This window comes from Alteromonas sp. ABV2_168, assembly GCF_056161165.1.
This window is the reverse complement of sequence record NZ_JBSWYQ010000007.1, coordinates 101,850-124,387: the sequence shown is the minus strand read 5'-3', so window position 1 is coordinate 124,387 and position 22,538 is coordinate 101,850. Positions and strand designations below refer to the sequence as shown.

Here is a 22,538-nt window from a genome sequence, read left to right as displayed (position 1 = left end):
TGCCGGCGGGCAGCCGGCAGGAAGAAGTCGATTTAGAGGTTAAGTACATGGAACATTTCGCCACAGAAGAACAACAAGTCGAAGCGATTAAAAAGTTTTGGAAAGATAATGGCGCGGCCATTGTGATTGGTGCTGTATTAGGTCTGGGTGGCCTGTGGGGCTGGCGTTATTATTCTGATGCCCAGCGCACAGCAAAAGAACAGGCCTCTGCGGACTATCAGGTGGCAGTTGAATCTATTGAAGCTGATGGCAACGCCGGCAAACTGGACAGTTTTCTGGGCAAAACAGAAAGTAGTGGATATGCCACTATCGGTGGTCTGGTCGCTGCGCAACAAGCCGTAAGCAACAACGATTATGATGCTGCTGTGAAAGCACTCACAGCAGTAAAAGACCAGGCAGCAGATGCGCACCTGGCAACCATTGCTTCACTGCGTCTTGCCCGTATTCAACTGGAACAGGGTAATGGCGATGCCGCGCTGTCTACGCTTAAAGCGGTTAATGACAGTGCGTTTGATGGCAACGTGAAAGAAATCGAAGGCGATGTCTATGTGGCGCAGGAAAAATATGACGCGGCACGCATGGCTTACACTGAAGCGTTAGAAGCCGCCAGCGGTAATGTTCTGCTGGAAATGAAGCTGGACAATCTGCCAGTTCTGGCAAGCGAATAACTATAACAGAGGTATCGGATTTGTTAACGAAAACGTGTGGCCGTACAGGCCGGATTACACGGGCTGCGGGACTGGCGCTGGCGCTGTCAGTATCGCTGTCAGGATGTACAACTATTTCAGACTGGTTTGTCGATGACGAAGAGTTAGAAATCCGCAGACTCGCGCCACTGGACGCACAGTTTGTACCCACTGTGAACTGGGAAGCAGAAGTGGGTGAGGGAATCGACAGCTACTTCTCACACCTGCGCCCTGTGTATGCCAATGAGAAATTATATGTTGCCGACCGTCATGGCACGGTAGCGGCACTGGATCCTGAAAGTGGTGAAACACTATGGGAACAGAACTTTGCTATCTTCAAAGATGAGGGCATGTTCTCGTCTGTAAGCAATCTTTGGAAAAGCGGTGCATCTGCCAAAATCGGCGGGTTGTCTGTTGACGGAAGCCGTGTTTTTGTTGGTACTGAAGATGGCGTACTGATGTCACTGAATGCGGAAACCGGTGAGGTAAACTGGACGCAAACCGTTAATGGTGAAATTCTTGCTTCACCGGTTACCGGCGACAATCTGGTTATCGTTAACACGGGCTCAGGTATTCTTTATGCACTGGACGTTGAAACCGGTGAGCAGGTCTGGGAACAGGTTGGCGATGTACCGCCATTGACCCTTCGCGGCATTTCTACCCCTGCTGTCAGTAATGGTGGTGTGATTCTGGGTACGCCTACAGGTAAGATTCAGGTGAACATTCTGGATTCCGGACTGATTGCCTGGGAAACACCGATTACAGCGCCGAGCGGTGCGACTGAACTTGAACGTATCGTTGATGTGGATTCTGCGCCCTTAATGTATGGCGGCACTATTTACGCTATTTCTTACAACGGTACACTGGCAGCGGTTGAGTTACGTTCAGGGCGGGTTATCTGGAAGCGTGAATATGCCTCCTACCGTAATGTGACGATGGACGGTAATACCTTGTACGTAGTTGATAACAACTCTCACGTGTATGCACTGGACCGCCGTAACGGTGTTGAACTGTGGTCGCAGAGCGGCTTGAAAAAGCGCGTACTGACGGCCGCTGAGCCAGCCGGTGACTATCTGGTTGTGGGTGACAAGTGGGGCCTGCTGCACTGGATCAACAAAGAAGATGGAAAAATTGTCGCCCGGTACGACCTGGGCGGTGACGATGAAGATGAATCAGTATTCGCAGCCCCTGTTTATACCGGTAACGCGGTCATTGCCGTTACCCGTGAAGGTGATGTTGCTTCGTTTTCAGTCCCTTAAGTATTACGCTATCCAATCTCTTTTTCGCGCCGTTCCGGTTTAGCTGACGGCGCCTGCTAATATAGGGTATAATCGCCCGATTCATTCAGTAGCCGCGATTTCCGCGGCTACTGCATTTTTAAACCAGTTTATTTTAGGACTTCAAGCATGTTGCCTGTTGTTGCCCTCGTGGGTCGCCCGAATGTGGGTAAATCTACATTGTTTAACCGATTAACCAACACCCGTGATGCACTGGTTGCAGACTTTCCCGGTTTGACCCGGGATCGGAAGTACGGGCAGGCGACCTGGGAGCAAAAGCAATTCATTGTTGTAGATACCGGCGGTATCACCGGCGATGAAGAAGGGATTGATGCAGAAATGGCGCATCAGTCGCTGCGTGCTATTGATGAAGCTGATGTGGTTCTGTTCCTTGTTGATGCCCGTGCTGGCTTGTTGCCTGCGGATATCGGCATTGCAGAACACTTACGTAAAGTGAACAAGAAGCTGTTTGTCGTTGCCAACAAAGTCGACGGCATCGACGGCGACAGTGAAAGTGCAGACTTCTATACTCTTGGTCTTGGCACCATCCACCAGATTGCTGCCGCTCACGGCCGGGGCGTTTCTCTGTTACTGGAGCAGGCTCTGACACCTCTGGCTGAAGAATTTCCGGACATGCAGGTGCAGCCAAAAGAGGTTCATGAAGAACTGGACGCTGAGCAGCAGTTAGAAAGGCTGAAGAATCTGCCGGTTAAACTGGCGATTGTAGGCAAACCCAATGTGGGTAAATCCACGCTGACCAACCGTATTCTCGGTGAAGATCGTGTGGTTGTGTTCGATATGCCGGGTACCACCCGTGACAGTGTTTACATTCCTCTTGAGCGTGACGGGCGGGAGTATATCCTCATTGATACAGCCGGTGTGCGCCGCCGTAAGCGCGTTGGTGATGCAGTAGAAAAATTCTCTATTGTTAAAACACTGCAGGCTATAGAAGAAGCCAACGTTGTATTAATGGTGATTGATGCCCGTGAAGGGATTGCGGATCAGGATCTCAGCTTACTGGGTTACATTCTGAATTCCGGCCGTTCTCTGGTGGTCGCAGTGAATAAATGGGACGGTCTGAGTACAGACATTAAAGATGATATCAAGCGGGAGCTTGACCGTCGTCTCGGCTTTATTGACTTTGCCCGTTTGCATTTTATATCGGCTCTGCACGGCTCCGGTGTGGGTAATTTGTTTGAGTCAGTGATTGAGGCTTATGACAGTGCTACCCAGCGTGTGGGGACGGCTATGCTTACCCAAATCATGGAAATGGCTCAGGCAGAGCACCAGCCTCCAATGGTTCGTGGTCGTCGTGTGAAAATGAAATACGCCCACGCCGGTGGTTATAACCCGCCGGTTATCGTGATCCACGGCAATCAGGTCGACGATCTGCCGGGTTCTTATAAACGTTATCTGATGAACTATTACCGTAAGTCACTGAAAGTGATGGGAACGCCTATTAAAATAGAGTTCCGTGAAGGGGCGAACCCGTTTGAAGGTAAGAAGAATCAGCTTACGCTGGCGCAACAACGCAAACGTAAGCGTATGATGGCATTCCACAAGAGCAAGAAGTAAGCCCCGTCCTTATTGCGCTGATGACATACCTCTGATGGTTTTCATCAGCGCGGATTCACCCGGTACTTCAATGACCGGCAGCGCCGCTGACACCAGGTTATCAGCTATTCTGGGTGGAAATGTGGTGGATAATGTCACCAGCTTATCTTTCATTTCAAAAACATAAGTCGTCGCGAATAATGGCTCACCGAGTTCATTTTCTGCGTGCACGGCCATACGGTAACCATTAAGGCGTTGTGAATCCGAATTTACCGTGAAAGCTGATACCGGGCTGTCAGTGATCAGCGTGAGTCCCTGTGCAGCCGACATCTGTGTCGCTTCTTTCAGATTTTCTTCCAGTGCTGCCTGCAGCCTTTGGGATTCAGGCATGGATAAGTCCATCAGCACCGGTCCGACAGTAATATCTATCAGTGCGTCATCAAATTCAGGGTGGCTGTAACGGCTGATAATGCCTTTAAACGGATCGGGATAATACTGGGTATCCTGAAGGGTAAATTCGCCGATGGATTGAGGCAGGACTAGCTCTGCATTGTAGTCGCTGGCACCCAGCGCGGTGAAAAGGTATTCAGCAGAGAAAACAGATTTTCGTAGCGACGCCAGCCACCAGGTGTCCAGTATTTCTGATGCAAGTTCAGTGACAGGCTTTTCCGTTTTCGAGTAAGTTTCAAATCGTTGAGAGTCTATTTCCACGCCACGCCATTGCACGGTGAATTCAGTAAAATAATGCGGCGTGGTGTTTGCCGGCCATAAGCCTGCTGTAGCTGAGTGGAGTGAGACGCCGTCACTATCGTTATCAGCAACCTGTGCTGACAACGATGCTATGAGGATCTCATAGTCAGCGGCATCTGACTCTGTCAGTACATCATCAAACCAGTTCTTTTCTTTGAGAATAGCGGCAAATTCATTCCCGGCAATAGCATCTTCCATACAACTGTCAGTGGTATTGACCTGTTGACAGCGTGCACTCATGGTATCGCCCGGCCAGGTGGAAAACAGTGCTACGGGAGCCGCAACATGATATTTGGGTAAAAACGAAGGCGCGGGCGCGGGTTTTTCTGGCACTTGCTGACAACCGGTTATCAAAACCAGTGGCAACAGACTGCAAACCTTATTCACAAAGATTCCTGATATCGGGAAGGATTAGGGGAGGGCTAGTGTGACCTAACCCCGGCCCGTGCTCAAGTGTCTTTTCACAGACTTTTCTTCACAGTAGTCACCTTACTGATAATTTCGCCACTGGCAAGGCGGGTGGTGATTTCATCCCCCTCACTGACTTCCGTTGATGACAGTACTGGCTTATCGTCAGCAAAAGTGATGCTGTAGCCACGTGTGAGTGTTTGCAGCGGGCTCACTGAATTCAGTAATTGTGCCTGACCCTGCAATTGCCTGTTTTTACTTTCAAGCAGGCGCTGCACCGATTTTTTCAGCGCGCTGTCGAGCTGACTGCAACGGTCTTGCAGGCGGACCACCCGGTTTGCGGGGTTTTGTCTGTCCAGCCTGCGCAGTAAGTTATTCAGCCTGGTGGCATAACCTGCGATCCGTGACTCCATAGCATGGCTCAGGGCCAGTGCTGCGCGATCCAGAGACTGTGACTGACTTTGCAAGCGTCGCTCCGGATGCACCGCTTTCAGGCGCTGCTGTAATACGGCGAGCTGGTGTTGCTGTTGTCTGAACTGTTGCTGCCATGCACGGTTAAGCGCTGTCGCTTTTTGCTGAACAAACGCCAGGCGTTCGCTTTGATCGCGGCTTAACAGTTCGGCACCTGCAGACGGGGTAGGGGCACGCACGTCTGCCACAAAGTCGGCAATGGTCACATCGACTTCATGACCCACCGCACTCACCAGCGGCACCGGCGATGCAGAAATACAATGGGCCAGCGCCTCATCATTAAAGCACCATAAGTCTTCCAGCGAGCCGCCACCACGGGTGAGCAGTATGACGTCCACTTCGTTACGGAGATAGGCGGTTTCTAGCGCGTTGATAATTTGCGTCGGCGCCTGCTCGCCCTGCACCAGGGTAGGGTAGACAATGACTTCCGTTGCCGGGCTGCGGCGTTTCAATACCGTGAGTACATCGTGCAAAGCGGCACCGGCGGAGGAGGTGACCACACCGATTTTATTAATTACCTGGGGGACAGGGCGCTTGGCATCGGCATCGAACAGGCCATCCCGTTGTAATTTCAGTTTCAGGGCCTCAAAGGCTTGTTTCAGCGCGCCGTCACCGTCAGCTTCAAGATGTTCAATAACCAGTTGATAGTCGCCCCGGGGTTCATAAAGACCCACAGATGCACGCACCAGTACCTTGTCGCCTTCTTTCGGGCGCTGTTTTACATAGCGGTTCGACCCCTTGAACATGGCCGCCCGTACCTGGGCTTTGTTATCTTTCAGGGTGAAATACCAGTGTCCCGAGGAGGCCGCGACGAAATTAGAGATTTCCGCGGACAACCAGACAAGGCCGATTTCGCCTTCCAACACCGTCCTTGCCAGCCTGTTCAGCTTGGTGACGGTGAGAATTTGACGGGATGTGGAGGGGGAATTAAACAGCATAAATAAAAAATCATCAGGTTTAGGACAAATAGAGTTTACCTGATTTAGAAAAAACACTACAATTGCGCCGCAATTAACTCTCCACTTATTCAGGTGTTATTGCATGCTCAGAATCATTCAAGAAGCTCTTACTTTTGATGATGTATTGCTGGTACCGGGGCACTCTACTGTCCTTCCTCATACAGCAAACCTCCATACTAAACTGACTCGCGGCGTGTCGCTGAATATCCCTATGGTATCTGCATCTATGGATACTGTTACGGAAGCGCGTCTTGCGATTGCCCTTGCCCAGGAAGGCGGCATCGGCTTTATTCACAAAAACATGGAGCCGGCAGAGCAGGCAAATCACGTACGTGAAGTGAAAAAATACGAAAGCGGCGTGGTTTCAGACCCTGTAACCGTAGAACAGACCACGGCTATCGGCGAAGTACTCGCGATGAGCAAGAAACTGGGTTATTCCGGTTTCCCTGTGACTGATAAAGATAACAACCTCATCGGTATCGTCACCGGACGTGACATGCGCTTCCAGAACCGTCTTGATTTACCTGTCAGCCAGGTGATGACACCGAAAGATAAGCTGGTAACAGTAAAAGAAGGTGCAGACTCTAAAGAAGTACTGGATCTGATGCACGCGAACCGTATCGAAAAAATTCTGGTGGTTGACGATGCTTTCAAACTGACCGGTCTGATCACCGTTAAAGATTTCCAGAAAGCGGAAAGCAAGCCAAATGCCTGTAAAGACTCACTGGGTCGTCTGCGTGTTGGTGCAGCCGTTGGCGTAGGTGCCGGTACTGATGAGCGTATTGCTGGTCTGGTTGAGGCAGGCGTCGACGTACTGCTTATCGATACCTCTCACGGTCATTCTCAAGGCGTAATCGACCAGGTTGCCCGTATTCGTGGTGCGTATCCTGACTTACAAATCATTGCCGGTAACGTGGCAACAGCAGCGGGTGCGAAAGCACTGGCTGATGCCGGTGTTGATGGCGTAAAAGTGGGCATTGGCCCTGGTTCTATCTGTACTACCCGTATCGTAACTGGTTGTGGTGTACCACAAATTACTGCCATTTCTGATGCTGTTGAAGCGCTGAAAGATACCGGCATTCCGGTAATCGCTGATGGCGGTATCCGTTTCTCCGGTGACATCGCTAAAGCATTGGCAGCAGGTGCAAGCTGCGTAATGGTGGGTAGCATGCTGGCCGGTACTGAAGAAGCGCCGGGTGAAGTTGAACTGTATCAGGGCCGTTACTACAAGTCTTACCGTGGTATGGGTTCGCTGGGCGCGATGAATCAGCGTCACGGTTCTTCTGACCGTTACTTCCAGGCTTCTGATAACGCTGAGAAACTGGTACCGGAAGGTATCGAAGGTCGCGTTGCATATAAAGGCCCGATTGCGACCATCATCCATCAGCAAATGGGCGGCCTGCGCTCAGCCATGGGTTTAACCGGCTGTGAAGATATTCCTACGCTGAACACCAAAGCACAGTTTGTGCGCGTAACGTCAGCGGGCATGGGCGAGTCTCACGTACATGATGTAAGCATCACCAAAGAAGCGCCAAACTACCGTTTGGGCTAATCGCCGCTAAACTAGTATTTTGTCAGGCTGGTATTTCTACCAGCCTTTCTGTTTTATTTAACGGGTAAAAACATGACCACCAATATTCATAGCCAGCGCATACTTATTCTGGACTTCGGTTCCCAGTACACGCAACTGATTGCACGTCGCGTACGTGAAATCGGTGTTTACTGTGAGCTGTGGGCCTGGGACGTGACCGAAGAGCAAATTCGCGGATTCAACCCGGACGGCATTATCCTGTCCGGCGGTCCGGAGTCGGTAACCGAACTGAATTCCCCCCGTGCCCCTGAGTACGTATTTGAAGCTGGCGTGCCGGTTCTGGGTGTATGTTACGGCATGCAGACCATGGCGGAACAGCTTGGAGGTAGCGTACAGGGCTCTAACAAGCGTGAGTTCGGTTATGCGCAGGTTGAAGTATTAAAAGCCACCGATCTGCTGGCACAGATTGAAGACCACATCGGCGAAAACGGCAACGCACTGCTGGACGTGTGGATGAGCCACGGCGATAAAGTGGCGACGATTCCGGAAGGTTTCGAAACCATCGCGCAGACACCATCTTGTCCGCATGCGGCCATGTACAACGAAGAAAAACGTTTCTACGGCGTACAGTTCCACCCGGAAGTCACCCACACCCGTCAGGGCCTGCGTCTGCTGAAACAGTTCGTCATGGATATCTGTGGCTGTGAGAAGCTGTGGACACCGGGCGCGATTATCGAAGACGCCATTGCCCGAATCAAAGAGAAAGTGGGTGATGATGAAGTGATCCTCGGCCTGTCAGGCGGTGTGGATTCTTCTGTGGTTGCTATGCTTATTCACCGTGCTATCGGTGACAAGCTGACTTGTGTATTCGTAGACAACGGTCTGCTGCGCTTAAACGAAGGTCAGCAGGTAATGGATATGTTCGGCGACCACTTCGGTCTGAACATCATTAAAGTGGATGCGGAAGACCGCTTCCTGGCCCGTCTTGGTGGCGAAGCTGATCCAGAGAAAAAACGTAAGATTATCGGTAACGAGTTCGTAGCGGTATTCGATGAGGAAGCATCCAAGCTGAGCAACGCCAAATGGCTGGCGCAGGGCACCATTTACCCTGACGTTATCGAGTCTGCCGGTTCTGCTACCGGTAAAGCTCATGTTATTAAATCGCACCACAACGTAGGTGGTTTGCCAGAAGACATGAAGATGGGCCTGGTTGAGCCGCTGCGTGAACTGTTTAAAGACGAAGTACGCAAAATTGGTCTTGAACTCGGCCTGCCATACGACATGCTGTATCGCCACCCGTTCCCTGGCCCAGGTCTGGGCGTACGTGTACTGGGCGAAATCAAGAAAGAATACTGTGACCTGCTGCGCCGTGCCGATGCCATCTTCATTGAAGAGCTGCATAACGCCGACCTTTACCACAAAGTCAGTCAGGCATTTACCGTATTCCTGCCGGTGCGTTCTGTTGGCGTAATGGGTGATGCCCGTAAATACGACTGGGTTGTATCACTGCGTGCCGTTGAAACCATCGACTTCATGACTGCGCACTGGGCGCATCTGCCATACGATTTCTTAGGTAAGGTGTCTAACCGTATCATCAACGAAATCGACGGCATTTCCCGCGTGGTTTACGATATCTCCGGTAAGCCGCCTGCTACTATTGAGTGGGAATAAGTTCTTTCATTAGTCTCAATAACAGTGCTCAAATAATTATATAGCCCTGCAAATGCAGGGCTTTTTTGTTCTTAAATTTAGGGCTCTCGTCTCTAAATTATCAATTATCGCATTTTTAACTGTCAGTTTATTTTGCAACTAAATATTAACAAGGCTCTATCTAACTGAAATTTTGGGGTTATTTTTTTTGGCTCGAATCTTGTTATGCAAACGTGAGGTTTTGATAAATACAGGAAGTGGAAAATGAAACTAAATATACAAAAATCACTATTATTAATTGCTTTGATTTTAGGACACACATCAGTATCAGTAGCGTCTGTTCTTTATTTTGAAGATGACACTATTGCCACATCGTCTGTACCTGGCGCACTAACTTTATCCGGTGTGGATGGTCAAACGACAACTGTAGCGTCGGTGACAGAGTTCAATACCCAGCTTGCTTCACAAAGCTGGGATCTGGTAATCCTTGGCGAACAGAATAACGATATTTTTAGCAGTATTTCAGGTCTTGATACTTATATAGGTAACGGGGGCTCTATATTAGGTACAACCTGGCTTGATAATTCAGGTTTATCTGCATTATTGGGAGCTTCAGGTCGTTCAGGTACAAACGGGACAAATATTGCGATTGACTCACACCCCATTTTTGCGGGTCTGTCTTCACCGCTTATGCTGGCAAACCCGGGCTGGGGTATTTTTTCCAGTAGCTGGATAGCATCCTCATCATCTCAATGCCTGGGGACATTGGGTTCAGGTTGTGCAGTTGTTGAGGGAAATAGTGGCAATTCATTACTGTTAAGTGGCTTGTTCGATACCTATGATGTATCTGATGGTAATATTCTCCTCTCCAATAGTATCAACTACTTGTTAAATGGAGCGACAGGTCCGGTAAGTGTTTCTGAACCCGGCACTCTGATATTGATTACTCTGGCTATGGCTGGCTTCTTTACCCGAAGAAAGCGTAGCTAAACAGAAAAGCCCGCATTTTGCGGGCTTTGTTATTTTTGACTGTCCGAAGCTTTACACTTCCAGACTCGACATATCAATCACGTAACGGTGGGCTACGTCACCTTTTGCCAGGCTTGCGAATGCATCATTCACTTCATCAGCTTTAATCATCACACATTCAGGGTGAATGTTGTGCTCAGCACAGAAATCCAGTACTTCCTGAGTTTCCCTGATACCGCCAATCAGAGAGCCTGCTACGCGGCGGCGGCCCATTACTAACGGCATGGTCATAAAATCTTCCATGGGGCCAACCTGACCAACAATAGCCAGCGTACCGTCAATGTCGAGAAGTGGCATATAAACATCTACATCATGTTTAACCGGCACCGTGTCGATGATTAAATCAAATGATGAACCAGCTTCCTGCATTGCGCTCTTGTCAGTAGAAGCCAGAATTCCACTCGCGCCCAGCGCTTTTGCCTGCTCTTCCTTAGAATTTGAACGGCTGAGAACGGTCACTTCTGCGCCCATGGCGACGGCCAGTTTAACCGCCATATGACCCAGACCACCCAGGCCAATTACGCCTACGCGGCTGCCTTCTTTAACGCCCCAGGTACGCAGAGGAGAAAAAGTGGTGATACCAGCACAGAGAATAGGTGCAGTACGGGCCAGATCTAATGATTCCGGTACATTCAGAACGAATTCTTGGCGCACGACAATGTGCTTTGAGTAACCGCCCTGAGTAATTTCACCGCTGATGCGGTCCGGTGCACCGTAAGTGGGCGTCATACCATTGCGACAAAATTGCTCTTCACCGTGGTCACACTGGTCGCAGGACTGACAGCTGTCGACCATACAGCCTACAGCTACGTGCTGGCCCACTTTGTAGTTTTTAACGTCTGCGCCAACTTCTATGACTTTACCGACGATTTCGTGTCCCGGTACTAACGGATAAGGCTGGTCGCCCCAGTCGCCGTTTACGGTGTGAAGATCAGAGTGGCAAACGCCGCTATAAAGAATTTCGATGGCCACGTCATTGTCGCGCAGATTCCGTCTTTCGAAATGATAAGGAACCATGTGGGCGTCTGACGAGTGAGCCGCATATCCAATTGTTTTCATAACTATAGCCTCATTTGTCGTTACATGCTCAGGCATATCCTGATAACGGAAATTTTAAATAAAAACACCCGGGCTGTGCATGCCTGATGCTCTCTAATGATTGCCTGATTGTGCAGATTGCCGGAGGTTTTACGGGAAGACCTGCTGACAGGTTCATTCATAAGCGGGGAAATAAAAATGCCCCCTTAGCGGGGGCATGGTTTAAAGAGGTATAAAGAGGGCAGGGATTAACTACCTTTCAGATCAAAGCGATCGTTGCGCATTACTTTTACCCAGGCATCTACGAAGTCGGTAACAAACTTCTCTTTCGCATCTTCAGAGCCGTACACTTCGGCAATGGCCCGTAACTCTGTGTTAGAACCGAAAATCAGATCAACCGGTGTGGCAGTCCACTTCTGTTCGCCTGAAGTACGGTCTGTACCTACATAAATGGCTGCATCATCTTCTGACTTTTTCCATTCTGTAGACATATCCAGCAGATTAACGAAGAAATCGTTTGTCAGCTGACCAGGGTTGCCTGTCAGTACACCATGGGCTGAACCATCAGCGTTTGCGTTCATGGCACGCATTCCGCCCAGCAGGACTGTCATCTCAGGCACACTCAGTGACAGCATGTCTGCCTTGTCGACCATCATCACAGCCGGTGAGCGGTAGTTACTTTCAGCCCAGTAGTTACGGAAAGCATCAGCAGTCGGTTCCAGTACCGCGAACGACTCAACATCTGTCATTTCCTGTGTGGCATCCATACGACCCGGAATGAACGGAACGGTCACGTCAACACCGGCGTCTTTCGCTGCCTGTTCAACACCTGCAGCACCTGCCAGTACAATCATGTCGGCCAGAGATATTTTGACCTTTTTCGATTTCTTATTGAAACCGGCCTGAATCTCTTTCAGCTTGCCCAGCACTTTTTGTACTTCTGCCGGATTATTAATTGCCCAGTCCTTTTGCGGAGCAAGAGCAATACGGGCACCGTTTACACCACCGCGCATATCCGTATCACGGTAGCTGGCTGCAGCGGACCAGGCGACACGCACTAATTCCTGTACAGACAGACCTGACTTCAGAATGTCCTTCTTCAATTGTTTAGCTTGTTTGTCTGAAACAAGCTTGTGGTCAACTTCAGGAATTGGATCCTGCCAGATAAGGTCGTCAGCCGGGATTTCAGCACCCAGATAACGGGCTTTCGGTCCCAGATCACGGTGGTTCAGTTTGAACCAGGCTTTACCGAAGGCCAGTTCAAAGTCTTCCGGATTCTGCTGGAAGCGTTTGGCAATCTTACGGAATTCAGGATCTTCTTTCAGCGCGAGGTCAGTGGTAAACATGATAGGAGCGTGGCGCTTACCCTGAACGTGGGCGTCAGGAACCATGTTCGCCGCGGATTCTGCAGTAGGGATCCACTGAATAGCGCCGGCAGGGCTCTTCGTTTGTTTCCATTCGAAACCAAACAGGTTATCCAGATAATTTGTTGTCCACTGTGTCGGTGTCACCGTCCAGGCACCTTCCAGTCCGCTGGTCATCGTGTCTTCTGCATTACCTTTGCCACAGCTGTTTTTCCAGCCAAAGCCCTGATCTTCCAGATCACCGGCAGCAGGTTCTTTACCCAGACAGTCTGCTTTTTTGGCCCCGTGAGCTTTACCAAAAGTGTGACCACCCGCGATAAGCGCTACGATTTCTTCATCATTCATCGCCATGCGGCCGAAAGACATCCGGATGTCGTGAGCAGCTGCAATCGGATCAGGCTTGCCGTGAGGTCCAACCGGATTGACGTAAATCAGACCCATTTCTACCGCAGCCAGAGGACCTTTCAGGTTACCTTTCTCGTCGCGGCGCTGGTCGGTAAGCATTTCTTCTTCCGGGCCCCAGTAAACATGATCCGGTTCCCAGTCGTCCACACGGCCGCCGGCGAAACCATAGGTTTTAAAGCCCATGTCTTCCAGTGCCACGTTACCGGTGAGGGCCATTAAATCACCCCAGGAAATATTACGGCCATATTTCTGTTTGATTGGCCACAGTAAACGACGTGCTTTATCCAGGTTAGCGTTATCAGGCCAGCTGTTCAGCGGGTCGAAACGTTGCTGACCACCACCGGCACCGCCGCGTCCGTCAACAGTCCGGTAAGTACCGGCTGCGTGCCACGCCATACGGATAAAGAACGGACCGTAATGACCATAGTCTGCAGGCCACCAGGGTTGTGAAGATGTAAGCACTTCGCGGATATCGGCTTTAACGGCATTTAAATCCAGTGATTCAAACGCTTTTGCGTAATTAAAGTTTTCGCCGTAAGGGTTCGATGCAACACCGTGGGCACGTAACTGGGACAGGTCCAGTTGTTCCGGCCACCAGAATTTGTTGCCTTTCGGGGCTTCGCCCACTACTTTCGCATTTTGATCCATAGTGGCAGAGTACGCATTTGGCGATAATGCCATGGCGATAGCTGCAACAACGGGTAAGAGTTTCATTTTCATGTGTTTATCCTTATTGAATAGTTTCTGGTCACACTTCAGGCCATAAGAATATGATTCAGATTTGTGATAAGAGAAAATTGGATAAACCGATTACTTCAATCTGTTTTTATCATTTGTGAATTAACAATTTATTAACTTTAATTAAGAGTCATGTTATCCCGTTATTGAGCAACTGCGACGATTTTCCTCTGGCGTCTGCGTGTCAGGAAGCGTTATCGTGTAGCACATTCTTGTAGAGCAGTTTGCTGAACAAAGGGATAGAACATGCGCGCATATGGTTATAAGCAGGCGTCTGAAACGCTGACTGAAAACGCAATTCAGGCAATCAATATGGCAACTCCTGTGCCGGCAGGAAGAGATCTGCTGGTGAGAGTGCTTGCCGTTTCAGTGAATCCGGTAGATACCAAAATTCGTCGTAGTGTGTCTCCTCCGGCTGATGAGGTAAAAATCCTCGGATGGGACGCGGTGGGTATCGTTGAATCCACAGGCAGCGATGCGTCGTTGTTCAAAAAAGGCGATAAGGTATTTTATGCCGGTGATATTTCCCGTAGCGGTACCAATGCGGAATATCAGCTGGTGGATGAGCGTATTGTTGCGCTGGCACCCGAAGGGCTGTCGGATGTTGAATCTGCGGCCATGCCACTGACTTCCCTGACGGCGTGGGAGCTGTTATTCGATCGTCTTGAAGTTGCCCCGGGCGAAGAAAGTAAAGATAAAGTGCTGCTTGTCACCGGTGCTGCCGGTGGTGTGGGTTCCATTCTGATTCAGCTTGCCCGTAAAATTACGGGGCTGACTGTTGTGGCAACGGCATCCAGACCGGAAACGAAGGGATGGGTGAGTAAAATGGGCGCACATCATGTACTCGACCATTCACAACCTCTGGCTCCGCAGTATGAAGCATTGTCATTAGAGGGGGTTGACTATGTCGCCAGCCTCACGCATACGCAGTCACATATTGCCGCGCTGGCCGATTTAATGAAGCCGCAAAGCAAGTTCGGTCTGATTGACGATCCGGGCCCGCTGGATATCGGTCTGTTAAAGCGCAAGAGTATTTCGCTTCACTGGGAGTTCATGTACACCCGCTCTCTGTTCAATACCAGTGACATGCTTAAACAACATGAAATCCTCAGCGATGTGAGCAAAATGCTTACTGCGGGGGAGCTTCAAACCACACTCGGCCAGCATTTGGGCCCGGTCAATGCCGCTAATCTGTTCAGAGCCCATCAAATCCTTGAAAGTGGTTCAGCCATCGGCAAACTGGTACTGGCACCGTTCGAAACCGAATAACCCTGAGATTCAGTCACTTCTGGCGGCGAATTGTTCCGGTTCGCCGCTACCTTCCGTATAAATGCACATACTGACTTTCCCTTTTTCAAACTCCCTCAACTGACATTCGCAACCTGCTGTCATGTTGCTGTCATAAAAACATCATCTAATACTTTCGTCTAAATGATTCAGTATTACATTTACCCGAAAAGCGTTTTACCAGGTTCCCATGTTGAAATATTCCAGTATCAGCCGGCTTGTCATGACACCCGTGATGGCAGCTCTTATTATCTTAGTGATGCTTAACTCTGCATCACTGTATAAATCTTTTGCCTTACTCAACCATTTTGATGAACTGGAAAACAGTCTGGTTCAGTCAGAGCGTGATGTAACAGCTATCCTGAATACCTTTAAAACGCAGGTACAGGAATGGAAAAATACGTTGCTACGTGGTTATGACGATGACAACAGGGAGAAGTACTGGCAGCGGTTTCAACAACGGGAAACTGACGTGCAGGAGGGGTTCCGCAAGTTATTAACGAATCAGGCGATAAACGCGGAAGCCAGAAGCACTATCCGTGAATTTCTGGATGCCCATAATCATATGGCAGAAAAGTACCGTGAAGGCTTCGACGCGTTCGTGGCAGCGGGTTACGATGCTAAAGTGGCAGACGCCTACGTGAAAGGCATTGACCGCAAACCTGCTGAATTACTTGAAGCGGTGGCAGCAAACATCGCTGAGCAGTCTTTCAATGCTTTTGAAAACCTGAGAACGGATACCCGCCGCACATTATGGATGATCCTGATCGCTGCACTTGTGTTATCAGCACTGACTACCTGGTATGTGGTACAACGTTTACGTAAACAGGTCATTAAACCGGTTAAGCAAATCGCAGCCTGCATTGCGGCTCTGGCAAAAAGCCGGTATGACTACAAGCTTGATTACCGCAGCGGGCACGAACTGGGCTCGCTGGCGGATTCTGCACGCTTGTTACAGGACAAGTTGCGGGGCTCAGTTGAACAACTCAAACAGGCAGAGTCTCAGGTCGCTCACGCTGTTATTACGTTGAGTGATGTGAGTCAGGCTATTCTGGCCGGCGCAGAAGAACAGCACCAGACCAGTCAGTCGCTGGACAGCAGTACCGATAAACTGAAAGAAATTGTACAGAGTCTGGTTGCCATCACCAACCAGGTGGCCGTCGCCACTAACAGCTCTGAAACCAATGTTGCTGCCTGTTACGCTACCTTTTCAAAAGCTAATGACGGCTTCAGGCAACTTGCAGAGACAGTAAATCAGTCCAGTGACATTGTTGATGCCCTGCAATCCCGCAGTAATGACATCCTCAAAGTCGTTAATGTCATCAATGAAATTGCCGACCAGACCAACTTGCTGGCTCTGAATGCGGCTATTGAAGCAGCCAGAGCAGGGGAGCATGGCAGGGGGTTTGCCGTGGTTGCCGACGAAGTGCGGGCACTGGCAGCCAAAACCCAGCAGTCAACGCGGGAAATCAACGGCATCCTTTCAAGCTTTGAGTCTGACGCGCAGGGTGCGGTAGTGGCCATGCAATCCGGTAAATCGCTGGCAGATGTGAATGCCAGAGAAGCGGCCGCGGCGCTGGAAACACTGAATCTGGTGGTGAAAGATATACAGGAAACCGCCAGCGTTGTCGTTGTACTGAACGAAGCCGCCGATGAACAGGAAGCGGTGCTTAAACAGGTTGAACAGGTTATCAATAACTCTGTGACATCGTCAGAAAAGTATCATGCCTTGTCACGCCGAAACGATATTTCCGATGCCGTGAGAGAAATGGAAGGAAATGTGAAGCAGGTGGTGATGTCACTGACGCATTAACCGGACTACAACAAAGCGGCCGGCTCATGTTAACGTATAAGAAAACGCAGTCAGCCGCTTATGAATTTGTCCTATCCTCCATTAGTTTTTCATCCTGTTTACAGTCAGCTTGATCTGCCGGTCAGACACCGCTTTCCCATCGAAAAATATCAGGGGATCCATGATGCGCTGGTAGCCTGCGGCGTGCCGCCCGGCCATTTCACAACCCCTGAAGCGCTGACAGCCGCTGATCTGACGGCAATTTACCAGCAAGACTATGTCAGCGCACTTTGCGGCGGCACCCTTGATCACCAGGCCATGCGCAGAATAGGTTTCCCCTGGTCAGAGCAATTAATCCGCCGTTCCCTCACCGCTGTCAGCGGGACCTGTCTGACAGCCGCACTGGCACAGGAACACGGACTGGCACTTAATCTTACCGGTGGTTACCACCACGCTTTTGCTGATTCCGGTTCGGGATTTTGCTTATTTAACGATTTGTATCTGGCAGCGAAAAGGGCGCAAGCCCGCGATGATTGCGATACGGTGATGATCATCGATCTTGATGTGCATCAGGGGGACGGTACAGCTAAACTGGCTGAGCATGACGACTCGGTTTTTACCGTATCAGTGCACGGTGAGAAGAACTTTCCCCACCGCAAACAAACTTCAGACATTGATATCGGCCTGGCGAAAGGCACCGGGGACGATGAGTACCTGACGACGCTTGATGAAACGCTGCACTTAGCGTTTCGACAGTGTTCTCCTGACTTCATTATTTACGATGCCGGCGTCGACGTGCACATCAATGATGATTTAGGGCACCTGCACATCACCACACCGGGTGTTCTGGCCAGAGATAAAATGGTGCTGGATATGTGTAAGCAAAAAGGGCTGCCGGTAGCTTGTGTGATCGGTGGTGGTTACCAGCGGGATATCGCTGCGCTGGTAGATGTACACCTGCAACTGTTCAGAGCGGCAGGCGTCATCCGGTAAAATCACCTACAGGAAGGTTAGCTGGAAGCCCAGACCTACGCGTTCCTGGCTGCGGTTGTAGTCAATCAGGGAGTCGCCGTAACCGTTAAAGTATTGCAGCAGCAATTCGTACCGGTTTGAAAGGGGATAGGTCAGGTTCAGCTGAATACTGCCTCTGTTGTGTCCGAAATTCAGATTATTGCGTAACAGGGCCAGCACCTTGAAGTTGCCAAGACGGGTGCCGTAACCCAATTCCATGCGGCCGTAATAATCATTGATATCCGGATTATCGTCGCCGGCAGGATCGTTTTCGTCCACTTTGGTGTCTTCGGGGATGCGATACCATGTTTTCAGGTAATACACGTCATCAAAATCACTGAACAATACCGAGGCAAAAATTCTGTTCCAGCTGCGGGAGCGCTCGCCACTCTGTCCGTTCGACATATGATTAAAACCTACCTGGAAGGCGTTAAAGTCGTATCCCAGCAGGGTAATGTCGGCTTCCTGCTGATAAAACACTTCAGGCTGATAATTGGTTTCCCGAAAGGGTTTCGATACTTCGCTGTTATACAGTTGCCAGAAGGAGGTCAGGGTGAAACCGAAATACATACCATCGGCCGTGTCGCCCCGCAGATACAGGGGCAGTTTTACACTTAACTGAAACTTGGCTTCGCTGTTATCAACATTTTCAGGAGTGAGATCCTGATTACCGGCGGAGTTCGGATTGGTCACATAGGTAACAGGTAAAAGGTAGTTGGTCTGGTACTGTGTGATGGCAAAGTAATTATCCAGTGCCCGGTGATCGGCCTCAAAACGTGAACTGAGCATACCCGGAGCATCTTTCTGCGCATCGGTGGATGATTTATCCGCTTCCTCCTGCGCATACGCACCTTTGCATAATACTGCTGTCAGTAACAGAGCGGGCAGAGCTGAGTAACGGCAAATTTTCATCGTATAATCCTTTACAGATCGAGAGTCTGGCCTTCAGCCGCCGCAAATAAACCTAATGGCGACTCCGCTATTTCAATGTATTCCTGACAGTGAGCAACCACCTTGTCAATGTCATCGTCAGTACGGTCCGGGTCGTGGCTGTACAATGCCAGTTGTTTAACATTAGATGCCATCGCCAGTTTCACCGCTTCCTCAGCCACAGAGTGTCCCCAGCCAGATTTAGCCGGCATATCTGACAGCATATACTGCGCGTCGTGGATAACCAGGTCAGCATCGCGGGCAAAGTCCACGAAACTGAGAAAATCCGTTTCTTTTTTATAGGGAGGGTAGAGCTCGTTATCAGTGAGATAGGTTAACTTTTTACCGTTTTCAGTAATCGTATAAGCACTGCCTTTTCCCGGGTGGTTCATAGGCAGCCTGGAAATTGTCGCATTGCCTAAACGCCAGCTGTCAATCTCTTCCGGAATGGGGGTTACCGTCACATCAGAAGCCAGCGCACTGGCCGGTACGGGAAAGACGGAACCTTGCATCTGGGTAAGGATCCGGTCGTGCTCGGGCAGGGTGGTCATGCCGGGAATGATTTTAATTTCGCGATCTTTCTGGTAAATCGGGGCGAAGAAGGGGAAGCCCTGAATGTGGTCCCAGTGATTATGAGTAAGCAGGATATGAACAGGCGTTGTTTTCTTTATAAGCTCGTTGCCCAGCGCCCTGATCCCTGTGCCGGCATCCAGAATGATATCTGTACCGTCTGACAACTGAACATGAACACAGGCCGTATTACCACCATAACGCACGAAATCAGCGCCCGGCGTGGGAATAGACCCTCTGACACCATAAAAGGTAACTCGCATGCCTTCTCCTGCAGCATTGCCGCCGGGCCGTCAGCAGCCCGGCAATTTCCGTGTTAATCTCTGTCTGTTTTACAGACCGGCAATAAATTCACCGGCGTTATCTATAGAGAGTAAGGTTTTTTCGCCGGTGCGGCGATTTTTATATTCTACCTGCCGGTTATCCAGATTGCGCTCGCCCACAACGATGCTGTGGGGAATACCTACCAGTTCCATATCGTTAAACATGACGCCCGGGCGTTCTTTGCGGTCGTCAAATAACACTTCAATGCCGGCAGCAGTCAATGTTTCGTACAACGACTCTGCAACGTCTTTGATGCGCTGAGACTTATGCATATTCATCGGGATAAGCGCCACTTTAAACGGTGCAACCGGGTCAGGCCAGATGATACCGTTTTCGTCATGGTTCTGCTCAATGGCTGCTGCCACAATGCGTGACACACCAATGCCATAGCAACCCATAGTCAGAATTTGATGCTTACCGGTTTCACCCAGTACACCACAGTTCATGGCTTTAGAATATTTATCGCCTAACTGGAAAATGTGACCTACTTCGATACCACGTTTGATTTCGATTGTGCCTCTTCCGCAGGGTGAAGGATCGCCGGCAACCACATCACGGATATCAGCGCTTTCAATATCACCGGTCCAGTTTCCATTAATGATGAATTTACCATTTTCACCTGCGCCGCAAACAAAGTCTGCTGCTGCCGCTGCGCTGTGGTCAACAATAACGTCTAAACCTGATGCCAGCGGATTCGCGTACAACGGGAAGCAACCAAAAATGTCTTTAGCCTGTTCTTCAGTGGCAATGACCAGCGGTGATGCAATTTGTGGCAGTTTCTCTGCTTTGATATCGTTTAAAGTGTGTTCGTCACGTAAGACCAGCGCCACCCACTTTTCCGGAGCATCTTCTTCAGTCTGCCCTTTAACCAGCACGACTTTTAATGCGGTATTTTGCTCCTTCAGGAAGTTTTCTGCACTGATCCCTTTTGGCTTGTCGATAACTTCTGCCTCAGCACCTGACGGCACGGCTTTCGTTGCGGGTGCAACAGCCTGAGCCATTTCCACATTGGCTGCATAGTCAGATTCTGTCGAAAACGCGATATCATCTTCACCGGACTCTGCCAGCACGTGGAACTCGTGAGAGACCGCGCCACCAATTGAACCTGAGTCGGCAATAACAGCACGGAAATCCAGACCCAAGCGGGTAAAGATATTGCTGTAAGCCTGATACATTTTATCGTAAGTTTCCTGCAGCGACGCTTCATCCATATGGAAGCTGTATGCATCCTTCATGGTGAATTCACGGCCGCGCATAATGCCGAAACGGGGACGAACTTCGTCCCGGAATTTTGTCTGGATTTGATACAGGTTCAGCGGTAATTGTTTGTAACTGCTGATTTCGTTACGCACCAGTGCGGTAATCACTTCTTCGTGAGTCGGGCCTAAAACAAAGTCGCGCTGATGGCGATCTTTGATGCGCAACAGCTCAGGACCATATTCTTCCCAGCGACCGGATTCTTCCCACAAGTCAGCAGGCTGAACCACCGGCATCAACACTTCCACTGCACCGGCCTTATTCATTTCATCACGCACCACATCTGCGATTTTGTTCAGCACACGCAGACCACTCGGCAACCAGGTATACAAACCGGCAGCCAGTTTGCGGATCATGCCTGCCCGCAGCATGAGCTGATGACTGATAACTTCAGCATCGGCAGGTGTTTCTTTTTGCGTGGACAACAAATATTGGCTCGTGCGCATTACGGTGGTTCATCCTATAGAGAAAAATAAAAACGGCGCCATTCTAGCAGTATAGAAAAGGCCGCAAAAGTCGTTTTTCCGGTTAAGTTTTCTGTTATCCGGCAGGTAGTGGCGTGAGTGATAAAACCACCACGTCACCATTGATAATTTGCCAGCTGACATCCACGTCGTACAGACTCACTTTATAGACTTTGTCATCATCATCCAGTTTATGCCGGTAAGCGGGGCGGGGATCCTGGCTGAGTATATCCTGCGTCAGCGGGATGATATCCGGCCATCTGGCAGAAAGCGCGTGGCATTGTCTGTCTGCTTCTGCAGTAAAAATGACATTGCGGCGGGGAATGGGGGAGCTTGAGGTGAGCGTATCGTCAGCCTCGTTCACGGCGTCGGCGTATGGAATATACGGCTTAATATCAATGACCGGTGTGCCATCAAGTAAATCAACGCCGGACACATTCAGCACAACACGGTCGCCATCCTCTGACAGACCTTCATTTTTAACCACTGACATACCAATGCTGTTTGGCCGGTGCGTACTGCGACTGGCAAATACGCCCAGTGTGGCATTACCGCCCAGGCGTGGTGCTTTGACGGCGGGTTTCCAGCCTCTGGCAGCGGTTTCATGGAAATAGAACAATAACCAGACATGACTGAACGCCTCTATACCTTTAAAGGCCTGCGGGTTGGCATAGTCAGTCTGCATGACAATCTGACCTTTAGCTCCGGCAAGGTTCGGCTGGCGGGGAATAGCAAATTTTTGCCTGAACGGTGTGTGAATAATGCCAACAGGTTCAATAGTGGCAGATTCAGGAAAGCTCACGACCTGGTTACCTGAAATAAATGGTTGATTGTCATAATTATCTCATAAAATACCGCTAAGGTATGCTCCGTTGTTTACCACCACAAGCCTGACTGGGCAGCTTGCGGTCTCCCTGGATCCCAGTTCCTTTAACCCCGTTGCGTGCAACGGGGTTTCTTTTTTCCCGGGTTTAGCAATCAGGCAGTGAATGGTCTTGCTGAATATGTCAAACTACGGCACCGGAACGGTGACCTGAGATGAA

General features: G+C 50.0%; 17 protein-coding genes. 9 read left to right on the top strand and 8 right to left on the bottom strand.

Annotated elements, in window-relative coordinates; all coding sequences use genetic code 11:
* Window positions 1–47 precede the first annotated feature (47 nt).
* The 3 genes from ACXAH4_RS12275 to der all read left to right on the top strand — a co-directional run bounded on the left by ACXAH4_RS12275 (window position 48) and on the right by der (window position 3,538).
* Window positions 48–668, top strand: coding sequence for a YfgM family protein (locus ACXAH4_RS12275; protein ID WP_474882067.1), 621 nt, complete (start codon window positions 48–50; stop codon window positions 666–668).
* A gap of 20 nt (window positions 669–688) precedes the next feature.
* Window positions 689–1,945 carry an outer membrane protein assembly factor BamB gene (gene bamB, locus ACXAH4_RS12270; protein WP_119502007.1) on the top strand — a complete coding sequence of 419 codons (1,257 nt, stop codon included), beginning with the start codon at window positions 689–691 and terminating at the stop codon, window positions 1,943–1,945.
* Window positions 1,946–2,092: 147 nt separating this feature from the next.
* The gene (gene der / locus ACXAH4_RS12265; protein ID WP_474882065.1) at window positions 2,093–3,538 is read left to right on the top strand and encodes a ribosome biogenesis GTPase Der; all 1,446 of its coding nucleotides are present in this window, start codon (window positions 2,093–2,095) and stop codon (window positions 3,536–3,538) included.
* A gap of 9 nt (window positions 3,539–3,547) precedes the next feature.
* Here the strand turns inward: der and ACXAH4_RS12260 are convergent, their stop codons facing one another.
* Together ACXAH4_RS12260 and xseA are read right to left on the bottom strand one after the other, a co-directional pair.
* Window positions 3,548–4,654 (bottom strand): hypothetical protein, encoded by a 1,107-nt coding sequence (locus ACXAH4_RS12260; RefSeq protein WP_474882063.1) that lies wholly within the window; start codon window positions 4,652–4,654, stop codon window positions 3,548–3,550.
* A gap of 74 nt (window positions 4,655–4,728) precedes the next feature.
* Window positions 4,729–6,084: an exodeoxyribonuclease VII large subunit gene (xseA, locus tag ACXAH4_RS12255; RefSeq protein WP_474882062.1), complete on the bottom strand. Its 1,356-nt coding sequence runs from the start codon at window positions 6,082–6,084 to the stop codon at window positions 4,729–4,731.
* A gap of 103 nt (window positions 6,085–6,187) precedes the next feature.
* Between xseA and guaB the strand changes: the two genes are divergently transcribed.
* The 3 genes from guaB (at window position 6,188) to ACXAH4_RS12240 (ending at window position 10,276) form a co-directional block, all read left to right on the top strand.
* Window positions 6,188–7,657: an IMP dehydrogenase gene (guaB, locus tag ACXAH4_RS12250; RefSeq protein ID WP_474847981.1), complete on the top strand. Its 1,470-nt coding sequence runs from the start codon at window positions 6,188–6,190 to the stop codon at window positions 7,655–7,657.
* 72 nt (window positions 7,658–7,729) lie between these two features.
* A complete protein-coding gene (guaA, locus tag ACXAH4_RS12245) occupies window positions 7,730–9,307 on the top strand; it encodes a glutamine-hydrolyzing GMP synthase (protein ID WP_474882060.1) in 1,578 nt (525 codons plus the stop codon).
* A gap of 243 nt (window positions 9,308–9,550) precedes the next feature.
* Window positions 9,551–10,276 (top strand): PEP-CTERM sorting domain-containing protein, encoded by a 726-nt coding sequence (locus ACXAH4_RS12240; RefSeq protein WP_474882059.1) that lies wholly within the window; start codon window positions 9,551–9,553, stop codon window positions 10,274–10,276.
* A 51-nt stretch (window positions 10,277–10,327) separates the two neighbouring features.
* Here the strand turns inward: ACXAH4_RS12240 and ACXAH4_RS12235 are convergent, their stop codons facing one another.
* On the bottom strand, window positions 10,328–11,374 hold the full coding sequence (locus ACXAH4_RS12235) for an NAD(P)-dependent alcohol dehydrogenase (RefSeq protein WP_474882057.1): 1,047 nt from the start codon (window positions 11,372–11,374) through the stop codon (window positions 10,328–10,330).
* A gap of 227 nt (window positions 11,375–11,601) precedes the next feature.
* Window positions 11,602–13,842, bottom strand: a complete 2,241-nt coding sequence (katG, locus tag ACXAH4_RS12230; protein ID WP_474847985.1) for a catalase/peroxidase HPI — start codon at window positions 13,840–13,842, stop codon at window positions 11,602–11,604.
* 264 nt (window positions 13,843–14,106) lie between these two features.
* Here katG and ACXAH4_RS12225 point away from each other — a divergent pair, with 264 nt between their 5' ends.
* The 3 genes from ACXAH4_RS12225 (at window position 14,107) to ACXAH4_RS12215 (ending at window position 17,932) form a co-directional block, all read left to right on the top strand.
* Window positions 14,107–15,129 carry a zinc-binding alcohol dehydrogenase family protein gene (locus ACXAH4_RS12225; protein WP_474847987.1) on the top strand — a complete coding sequence of 341 codons (1,023 nt, stop codon included), beginning with the start codon at window positions 14,107–14,109 and terminating at the stop codon, window positions 15,127–15,129.
* 208 nt (window positions 15,130–15,337) lie between these two features.
* A complete protein-coding gene (locus tag ACXAH4_RS12220; RefSeq protein ID WP_474847989.1) occupies window positions 15,338–16,960 on the top strand; it encodes a methyl-accepting chemotaxis protein in 1,623 nt (540 codons plus the stop codon).
* Between the two features lie 60 nt (window positions 16,961–17,020).
* Complete coding sequence (locus tag ACXAH4_RS12215; RefSeq protein ID WP_474847991.1) at window positions 17,021–17,932, top strand: histone deacetylase family protein; 912 nt, start codon at window positions 17,021–17,023, stop codon at window positions 17,930–17,932.
* Between the two features lie 6 nt (window positions 17,933–17,938).
* On the opposite strand, the gene ACXAH4_RS12210 is transcribed toward ACXAH4_RS12215, so the two are convergent.
* From ACXAH4_RS12210 to tsaA, 4 genes are all read right to left on the bottom strand, one after another.
* On the bottom strand, window positions 17,939–18,862 hold the full coding sequence (locus ACXAH4_RS12210; RefSeq protein ID WP_474847993.1) for a phospholipase A: 924 nt from the start codon (window positions 18,860–18,862) through the stop codon (window positions 17,939–17,941).
* A gap of 11 nt (window positions 18,863–18,873) precedes the next feature.
* Entirely contained in the window at window positions 18,874–19,713 is an 840-nt protein-coding gene (locus ACXAH4_RS12205) for an MBL fold metallo-hydrolase (RefSeq protein WP_303573055.1), read from the bottom strand.
* 69 nt (window positions 19,714–19,782) lie between these two features.
* Window positions 19,783–21,477, bottom strand: a complete 1,695-nt coding sequence (locus ACXAH4_RS12200; protein WP_474847995.1) for a proline--tRNA ligase — start codon at window positions 21,475–21,477, stop codon at window positions 19,783–19,785.
* Window positions 21,478–21,571: 94 nt separating this feature from the next.
* Window positions 21,572–22,297 (bottom strand): tRNA (N6-threonylcarbamoyladenosine(37)-N6)-methyltransferase TrmO, encoded by a 726-nt coding sequence (tsaA, locus tag ACXAH4_RS12195; RefSeq protein ID WP_474847997.1) that lies wholly within the window; start codon window positions 22,295–22,297, stop codon window positions 21,572–21,574.
* Between the last annotated feature and the right edge of the window lie 241 nt (window positions 22,298–22,538).

What these genes read in the sequence shown, in the direction of transcription:
- ACXAH4_RS12220 (WP_474847989.1), top strand. Translation starts at nt 15,338, where the DNA reads ATGTTGAAATATTCCAGTATCAGCCGGCTTGTCATGACACCCGTGATG.
- der (WP_474882065.1), top strand. Translation starts at nt 2,093, where the DNA reads ATGTTGCCTGTTGTTGCCCTCGTGGGTCGCCCGAATGTGGGTAAATCT.
- katG (WP_474847985.1), bottom strand. Translation starts at nt 13,842, where the DNA reads ATGAAAATGAAACTCTTACCCGTTGTTGCAGCTATCGCCATGGCATTA.
- xseA (WP_474882062.1), bottom strand. Translation starts at nt 6,084, where the DNA reads ATGCTGTTTAATTCCCCCTCCACATCCCGTCAAATTCTCACCGTCACC.
- ACXAH4_RS12200 (WP_474847995.1), bottom strand. Translation starts at nt 21,477, where the DNA reads ATGCGCACGAGCCAATATTTGTTGTCCACGCAAAAAGAAACACCTGCC.
- guaA (WP_474882060.1), top strand. Translation starts at nt 7,730, where the DNA reads ATGACCACCAATATTCATAGCCAGCGCATACTTATTCTGGACTTCGGT.
- ACXAH4_RS12205 (WP_303573055.1), bottom strand. Translation starts at nt 19,713, where the DNA reads ATGCGAGTTACCTTTTATGGTGTCAGAGGGTCTATTCCCACGCCGGGC.
- ACXAH4_RS12215 (WP_474847991.1), top strand. Translation starts at nt 17,021, where the DNA reads ATGAATTTGTCCTATCCTCCATTAGTTTTTCATCCTGTTTACAGTCAG.
- ACXAH4_RS12240 (WP_474882059.1), top strand. Translation starts at nt 9,551, where the DNA reads ATGAAACTAAATATACAAAAATCACTATTATTAATTGCTTTGATTTTA.
- guaB (WP_474847981.1), top strand. Translation starts at nt 6,188, where the DNA reads ATGCTCAGAATCATTCAAGAAGCTCTTACTTTTGATGATGTATTGCTG.
- ACXAH4_RS12235 (WP_474882057.1), bottom strand. Translation starts at nt 11,374, where the DNA reads ATGAAAACAATTGGATATGCGGCTCACTCGTCAGACGCCCACATGGTT.
- ACXAH4_RS12225 (WP_474847987.1), top strand. Translation starts at nt 14,107, where the DNA reads ATGCGCGCATATGGTTATAAGCAGGCGTCTGAAACGCTGACTGAAAAC.
- ACXAH4_RS12275 (WP_474882067.1), top strand. Translation starts at nt 48, where the DNA reads ATGGAACATTTCGCCACAGAAGAACAACAAGTCGAAGCGATTAAAAAG.
- ACXAH4_RS12210 (WP_474847993.1), bottom strand. Translation starts at nt 18,862, where the DNA reads ATGAAAATTTGCCGTTACTCAGCTCTGCCCGCTCTGTTACTGACAGCA.